Consider the following 6,978-nt stretch of genomic DNA (forward strand, 5'->3'; position numbering starts at 1 on the left):
GTCAGCTCGATTTGGGATGGGTGCCGCTCCGCTTCCGTCGTGCTTCAAATACGACGGCAATTATAAAAATGCCGATTAACAGGAGGCGGCTCACGGCGGCCGCGGCGGAGGGCTTGAGGCTTGGTTGATATGAAAAAGTCACCTGATGTGTTCCCGCCGGGACAGACACGCCTTGGAAGAGATAGTTGGCCCGCAAGAGCGGCAGGCGGATGTCTTCCATGCGGACAACCCAGTTGGGGTCGAATTTTGATGAACGCACCAGAATACTGGGACTGGCGGCCGAGACTGACAGTTGAATTTCAACGGGGGATTCCTTCAGGATGGTCACGGAGGATTGCTGCGACTGTCCCAGGGGCGGTATATTTGTGGTGTCAAGGGTCACGGCCTTGGATGGATCAAATGACTTGCTGGCCAGAGTGCTGAGGGCATCGATATCCGCTATATTCGTAGTACTGCCGGAAATCACTTCGTTGACTAACCGGTATTTTGGAAGTGCGCCGGTAAATTCGACAAGGCGCAAATAACGCTGGTTTGAGGCCTGGGTGATCATAGGGATGTAGCCTCCGTCCACGACGCCCACCCCGAGGGCCAACCGTTCAATAAACCTCCTGTGGTTACCGTCAAGTTTGTTCAATTCATCAACGACGCCGGGGAGTGTCAGGAAATACCGGACCGAGCCCAGTTCCCAAAGGCGGATGGGGTTTTTCTCCAGGGCTTTGAAAAGTGCATCATAATCCGCAGGCATGCGTGACATACTGATGGGGTCGAACATGTCATATCCTTTGATCTGGAGTTGCGTCAGTCGCAAGTTGTTCAAAAGGGGATGGTTGGGTGGCAAGATTTTGACCCGGCCCTCGGTACGATGGGCATCCAAATAGTCGGTCAACGGGTTGGGTTGGAGATAATGCTTGTACTTGTGGCCTTGCACATAGGGAGCATTGTCGAATGCCAAGTCACCCAAGGCAATCAGGCCTAGCACCGACAGTACCAGGGTCGGTGAGGTGGCTGATCCCTTGTCCCGGCGACGTCCCACCCATGCACAACCGAGGGCGCAAATTCCCGCAAGGATAAACACTTTAACGCTTGCGCTGATGGCGTTGTTCCACATAAGCGACGCTTGTTCCTGATATCCGTCGGCAATGCGGGCGTTTATGAAGGAATCCTGATTGGCCGCTGTGCCAAATGCGACGATCAGCCCGATAACTGCCATGCCGGTGAAGGACAGCGTGAGGACGCGCCACAAGGACGTCGCTTTGAGGTTCTTGGTGGCGAGGTTATTCCGTATGGCATCGAGCACAATGGCGGAGCCGAGGCCGACGAAAAGCAAAAATGGCCCGTGCCACTTGTCCGCCCCCCGGATTGTGCCGATGAAGGGGAGTGACCAGAAAAGTTTGTAAAGGAAGAAGAAACGGCCCCATGAGAGCATCATAGACACCAGCACCCCCGCCACGATAAGCCAGAGCCAAGGGGATGGGGGTAACGGGTCAGAGTCGGCGTCTTTGCGCCTTGTCCGGACAGCTAGGGCGATGAGCGCGAATACCAAAGTGCAGGGAATGACGCCAATGTGCCAACCGCCCAGTACGAAATTTCGGAAGCCCTGGTGGGTGGTCTCCCAATTTGCATCGCGCCCGTTACGCCCCCAGTATGGTTTGCTGGGTGAATTAATGGAAGAGCCGAAATAATTGCCGGAAACGGTATTCCACAGCTCAGCTGGAGGGATGCTCCACTGGGTGGCCCAGTTGTATCGTTGCTCCGGCGACTCGCTGCTACCTTGCGTGACGCCTTTGATTTGCGTTGCAAACATGATGTTAATTGTCTGCCATGCAATTAGGACGCTGGTGGCGACGAAAAGGGAGAATTTCGGGATCATAAACCACCGGGAAGAGACCGCCGATCCTGAATTCTTGGCGTTTGAAAGATGTGTCCACAGGAACACCGTTGCCGTTGAAAAAGCGAATAGAAGACCAATGTCGGGGATTTCGGACACAGCCAGGCCCAGGAAGCCACCGCCGAACAGATAGGGCAGCCATTGGCCGGTGATACGCCCGCGCTCGACGAATCCCATGGCGACAGCCGAACACGTTAACGCCATCAGGCGGACAAAAAGTCCTGTGACGGCTGAGTTCAGGGGCCAGCCGGAACAAACAACAATGGTTGCGGCGATTGCTGCGGCCAGCCGCCCAATGCGAAACTGACGGAAGGCCCAGTAGATGCCCAGTGCGCAAATGGCAAAGCCCCATGGGACAGCCCATCGGCGCCAGAATTCGGCGCCAAGGCTTTCGCCAAGACTAGTGAAAGACGGTGAACACGCTCCTAAGCCGCTGCCGAAGAATGTCTGATTGTCCCAAACGCGAATCCATACTTCTGGAAAATGAAATACGGGAGAAAGGGCAACCTCGATATTCCCATCATTGAACGCCAGTACCTGATCAGGATCCTGGAGCACTGGCCAGATTGTGGCGGCTACCAGGATAAATACGATGACGAACAGGCCCAATGGCCAGCGAAGGCGGGTGGCCAGGGAGTTCCAGCTGGAGTGGGGCTTTGCTTCTGTGGGACTGTGCTGCTTCATGGGGGGTAATTTAGGCGGCATAGACTTCCTCACCCCGTTTCAGGATTTCCTGGTAGATCAGACCTCGATTCAGGCGATGCTTTTGTAACATGCTGTCTGTGACAACCAGAAAATCGCAGGGCATGGGCTTCTTCCTGACTCCCATGTATAACTGATCAACCACGGAAGACGTATGGCTATTATTCTGAACAACAATAAGAAAATCGAGGTCGCTGTCAGAGCCTGTTTGGCCCTTGGCGGCTGAGCCAAATAGAATGATCTTTACAGGTGCCACAAACCTGACTATCTGATCCACTACTTGTTTCACATTTTGGTTTAATTCCCCCAACATCATGTTTTTAGACTACCATGCTTTGCGAAGAATGCCAAATGTTTCAAAGCGGGAGAGTTCCATGGGGACAGCAAGGCATCGACGCTTCGCGTCAGCAAGTAATTAAAGGCCAGAGACTTGTGATTAAAAGCAGCTGTTAAAGCTGTATTATACGGCATTTGACGCAGCGGTGTCACAACCGGGAATTCCTAATGCGTTTTGCAAGGGATCGGGAAGTTTATCAGGAATGGTTGCGGGAAGGTGTGCGCCGACACCGCGTACCAGTTTATGGTTATCCTCATTCATTCTTCTAAATACACCTGTCGCGCTCTTTGATCATAAAATCCATGATTACTGCTCCACACCTATCTCAAGACAGCGGAGCGCGCCTGACTCCGTCAGACGTTCGCATTAACACAGCCAAGAGTGAGACCCCTATCGGAGCCGGAAAGAATCTGCAACAGGCGGGATACACTAACAGGTTGTGTAGTACCCGATTGAGAGTTTCTTGAGGAATGACGTCTTCTCCACGGTTGGCCCCGTCTTTTGCAGGCCGCAATCTCCGATACCAGCGCACAAGGGCAATAGGCAAAAGCATCGCCGTATTAAAGTAGGCACAACGCAGGATTCGCACACCGGGCTGCTCCACGAGTCGGAGCAATCTACTTCTATAGTAGCGGCGGCGATGGTGCACGGCTTCGTCCCAATCACTCCACATCCACGGGAGCGCAGGGACGGTGATGACGATAATCCCACCTGGTCGTACCAACCTGATCATCTCGCGTAATGCACCTTCATCGTCGTCCACATGCTCCAGGACATCCATAAGAGTTACAACAGTGGCGGCCCCAGAAGGCAGGTCGACAGCATGGAGATCAGACTTCATCACCTGTCCGCCAGCTGCTTCTACGCGCGGGCCAGCAAGTACGAGGCTCTCATCGTGGTCGTCAATGGCAATCACCCGGCAGCAGGCCGCCATCTCAACCGCCCATGTACCGGTGCCCGCGCCGGCATCTATAAGCAAATCGTCGGGTAAAAGTTTAACGAAACGATCAATCCAGTATCTAACAATGTCGCGTTTTCCACGATAGAACCAGTGCTTTTCGTCAATCTGCCGGAGTCTCTTATATTCCTCGGGATTCATTTTTAGTCACCTGTCATTGGTCGGTTGTCCGTTCGATTTGGTTCTAGCCGCGATTTCTGAAACGCATTGCTCATCAGTGTGTATGCACCAGCCATCAGATTCTTTACCTCCCCAATATGGCGCAATGCGGCTATTCTCTTCAGGATCACCCGCGGACGGAAGTAGTACCGATTGTAAGCACTACGATGAAAATCCAGGAGTTGTCCGGCGGTAATACCTTCAGGGACATATATCGGGAAGTCCGGGAAATTGAACTCTGGCGTTATCCGATGGAGAAAGTACTCCGGATCGAATGTGCCACTCTCACAAGCCCGGCGATACTCTCGTGTACCAGGCAAAGGAACGAAAAGAGTGAACGATGCAACCTCTACATCCAGCTCCATTGCAAACTGCAAGGTCTCCTCCATTTCCGCCAAGGTCTCACCGGGAAACCCCATCATGAAGTAACCGCGAATGGGAATGCCAACCTTCTTAGTCATGGCCACGACTTCGCGAATTTTCTCCTTGGCCACTCGCTTATTGATATAGTCGAGAATACGTTGACTCCCACTTTCAATACCATAGCAAATGTATGTGCATCCAGAAGCCTTAAGAGCCGAGAGCACCTGCCAGTCAACACCGTCAATCCGCGCCTCCACTGACCAAGTGCATCCAAACCCGCGTGTTCGTAGTCCGTCACAGACCGCAAGGGCCACATCAGGGTTACTAATAAAATTATCATCCAATACCGCCACGTCACGCGCACCATAACGGTCGCGAAGTAGAAAAAATTCCTCTAGTATCCTTTCAGCAGAAAAATACCGGACATGTGTGCCGAAGGTTAGTTTGCTACAGAAACTGCAGATACCCGGGCAACCCCGCGAAGTAAGAAGGGAATGCGATGGCTGAGCAGTCGCCCGTGCGATACTACTTCGGTAAAGGTGCATGGGCAAGAGCGTACGATCCGGCAGCGGTATTTGATCAAGCGGCTCGATCTTCTGTCTCGCCCCCGTAAACACGTAAGCATCATCCTCCAGATAGCCAATTCCATGAATCGCGCGGAGCGCCTTTCGGTTCCTGCTCCCGCCCAACCACTCGACCAATTCGAGCATGGTCTGTTCACCTTCCCCTACAACCGCGAAGTCAGCGCCCGAACGAACCATTGCTTCCGGCAAAGCGGTGACGTGCGGCCCGCCGACCACTACCGGCGGCGTCCCGGAAACAGCCTTAATTGCCTGAACAAGTTCCAGCGCCCGGAGTGCGAAAGCACTGACAACTGTGATCCCGATAATCCCATAAGATTTCGATTCGTTAACGATTTCTGAAATAGGCTGTGGTTCGGCAGTCCCATCAAGGATACTACAGGCATAACCGCGATCCTTCAGGTACGCAGCGATATAAGCGAGACCGAGCGGGGGAATGAGGCTTGCAGACCTTTTTGATCCACGGCTATATAGTTCTGCATTGCTTAAAGGCGGTTGTATTAGAAGGACTTTATTCATGGATTCACCCTATTCTTAGGCCGGATTGGCAATTATGTCGGTCGATCCGCAACAGATACAGACTGCGTGATACGATCAATAATGTAGGCTGGACGGCCTTTAACTTCATCATAAATGCGTGCGACGTACTCGCCGATCACTCCGATCCCAAAGAGGTTTATCCCGCCAAAGAAAAGAATGGTGATCATCTGAGAACTCCATGCAACGACGGGCGTCCTGAATATAATTTTCGAAGAAAGGACGAACACGATAAGCGCGACGCAACAGAGCAGAGCGAGCGCCCCAATGGCACGGAGAATGAGTATCGGGAAATAGGAGAAAGAAAAGAATGCATTCATAGCAAGTTTCCATAGGCCATGAAGACCAACGCGCGAGTGCCGGTCGTGACGAGCCCGGCGCGGAACCGGCACACCGGTCTGACGGAAACCCGCATATGCGCGCAACCCTGGCAGAAATCGATTGCGCTCGGGCATGGATTGAAGCACTTCTACCAACCGCCGGTCCATTAGCGAGAAAGTGCCGGCGTTCCGAGGGATCGAAGTGTCGCTGATCCAATTCGCCAACCTATAGAATACGGAAGTTGCAAAGCGAACCGACATGGACTCCCTGCGGGAAGTCCGAACGGCGTAAACCGCATCGTAGCCCTCAAGCCATTTCTCCAGAAATATACGGAAGGCGCCAGGGTCGTCCTGGAGGTCTGAATCCATAAGAATCACTGCGTCACCGCAGGCATGGTCAAGGCCGGCGGAAATCGCAGGGCCGTGCCCGAAATTGCGGCAGAGATGTATTACCTTCATGCCACAGGCAGAATTGTTGGCAATGTCATCGATCAACGTCTCAGTACCGTCCGTGCTCCCGTCGTCAATCAGTACAAATTCGCAGATGACCACAGGGCAGAGAGCCTCTAGCGACTGCTGTGCCTCTTTTACGAACGTTGAGAGAATAGATACCTCGTTGTAAACGGGTGCTACTATAGATATCAAGGGGGGCTTCTCAAAGTGTCGTCTCGTCATATTGGTACTCCATTTGTCATGGCTGCTCACGCCGGACCCATCAGTTCATAACCGTCTATAACCTCGATGGTTCTAAAGTTTTCATCGATATACCGAACCAGCGGAAGATGGTCATGCACCCTTCGCATCCTTGATGGCAGCCAACGCCATCCCCTTTACCCATGGCGGCGAACTTCCCTTCTCTTGTATGCCAACGGTCGTCATCACATTTTTATATCATCGCTTATTGACAATAGACAATAGCAATGTAAGCGTCCATAGGTTCCAACCCAAAGAAATCCTGGGGACAGGAAGATAGTTAAAATAGATTGCAATATAACATGTACTAATTCCGTTATGGGTAGAAGAGGGGTCTGACAGGCAGGCTCAGGAAAGGATACCCAAATGCGGACAGCAAGTGAGAATAATCCTATAGAGAGCAGTTCAACTGCTCCGCAGTCGAACTGTTCTTTAATAAC

The 6,978-nt window shown here is 52.6% G+C and carries 7 protein-coding genes; all 7 read right to left on the reverse strand.

Annotated elements, in window-relative coordinates:
- Position 1: 1 nt before the first annotated feature.
- Entirely contained in the window at positions 2-2,593 is a 2,592-nt protein-coding gene (locus WCI03_02465) for a hypothetical protein (GenBank protein MEI8138712.1), read from the reverse strand.
- Positions 2,583-2,879 (reverse strand): nucleotidyltransferase domain-containing protein, encoded by a 297-nt coding sequence (locus WCI03_02470; protein ID MEI8138713.1) that lies wholly within the window; start codon positions 2,877-2,879, stop codon positions 2,583-2,585. The genes WCI03_02465 and WCI03_02470 overlap by 11 nt, the downstream gene beginning before the upstream one ends.
- Before the next feature lie 171 nt (positions 2,880-3,050).
- A complete protein-coding gene (locus tag WCI03_02475) occupies positions 3,051-3,188 on the reverse strand; it encodes a hypothetical protein (protein MEI8138714.1) in 138 nt (45 codons plus the stop codon).
- Between the two features lie 64 nt (positions 3,189-3,252).
- The gene (locus WCI03_02480; GenBank protein ID MEI8138715.1) at positions 3,253-4,026 is read right to left on the reverse strand and encodes a class I SAM-dependent methyltransferase; all 774 of its coding nucleotides are present in this window, start codon (positions 4,024-4,026) and stop codon (positions 3,253-3,255) included.
- Positions 4,027-4,028: 2 nt separating this feature from the next.
- Positions 4,029-5,507 (reverse strand): radical SAM protein, encoded by a 1,479-nt coding sequence (locus tag WCI03_02485; GenBank protein ID MEI8138716.1) that lies wholly within the window; start codon positions 5,505-5,507, stop codon positions 4,029-4,031.
- Between the two features lie 32 nt (positions 5,508-5,539).
- Entirely contained in the window at positions 5,540-6,520 is a 981-nt protein-coding gene (locus WCI03_02490; protein ID MEI8138717.1) for a glycosyltransferase family 2 protein, read from the reverse strand.
- 203 nt (positions 6,521-6,723) lie between these two features.
- On the reverse strand, positions 6,724-6,978 hold a 255-nt coding region (locus WCI03_02495; protein MEI8138718.1), incomplete at its 5' end, for a hypothetical protein.

This window comes from bacterium, from assembly GCA_037143175.1.
GTDB lineage: Bacteria > Verrucomicrobiota > Kiritimatiellia > CAIKKV01 > CAITUY01 > JAABPW01.

Excerpts from the sequence above, each read along its gene's own strand:
- WCI03_02465 (MEI8138712.1), bottom strand. The coding sequence starts at position 2,593 with ATGCCGCCTAAATTACCCCCCATGAAGCAGCACAGTCCCACAGAAGCA.
- WCI03_02475 (MEI8138714.1), bottom strand. The coding sequence starts at position 3,188 with ATGAATGAGGATAACCATAAACTGGTACGCGGTGTCGGCGCACACCTT.
- WCI03_02480 (MEI8138715.1), bottom strand. The coding sequence starts at position 4,026 with ATGAATCCCGAGGAATATAAGAGACTCCGGCAGATTGACGAAAAGCAC.
- WCI03_02485 (MEI8138716.1), bottom strand. The coding sequence starts at position 5,507 with ATGAATAAAGTCCTTCTAATACAACCGCCTTTAAGCAATGCAGAACTA.
- WCI03_02490 (MEI8138717.1), bottom strand. The coding sequence starts at position 6,520 with ATGACGAGACGACACTTTGAGAAGCCCCCCTTGATATCTATAGTAGCA.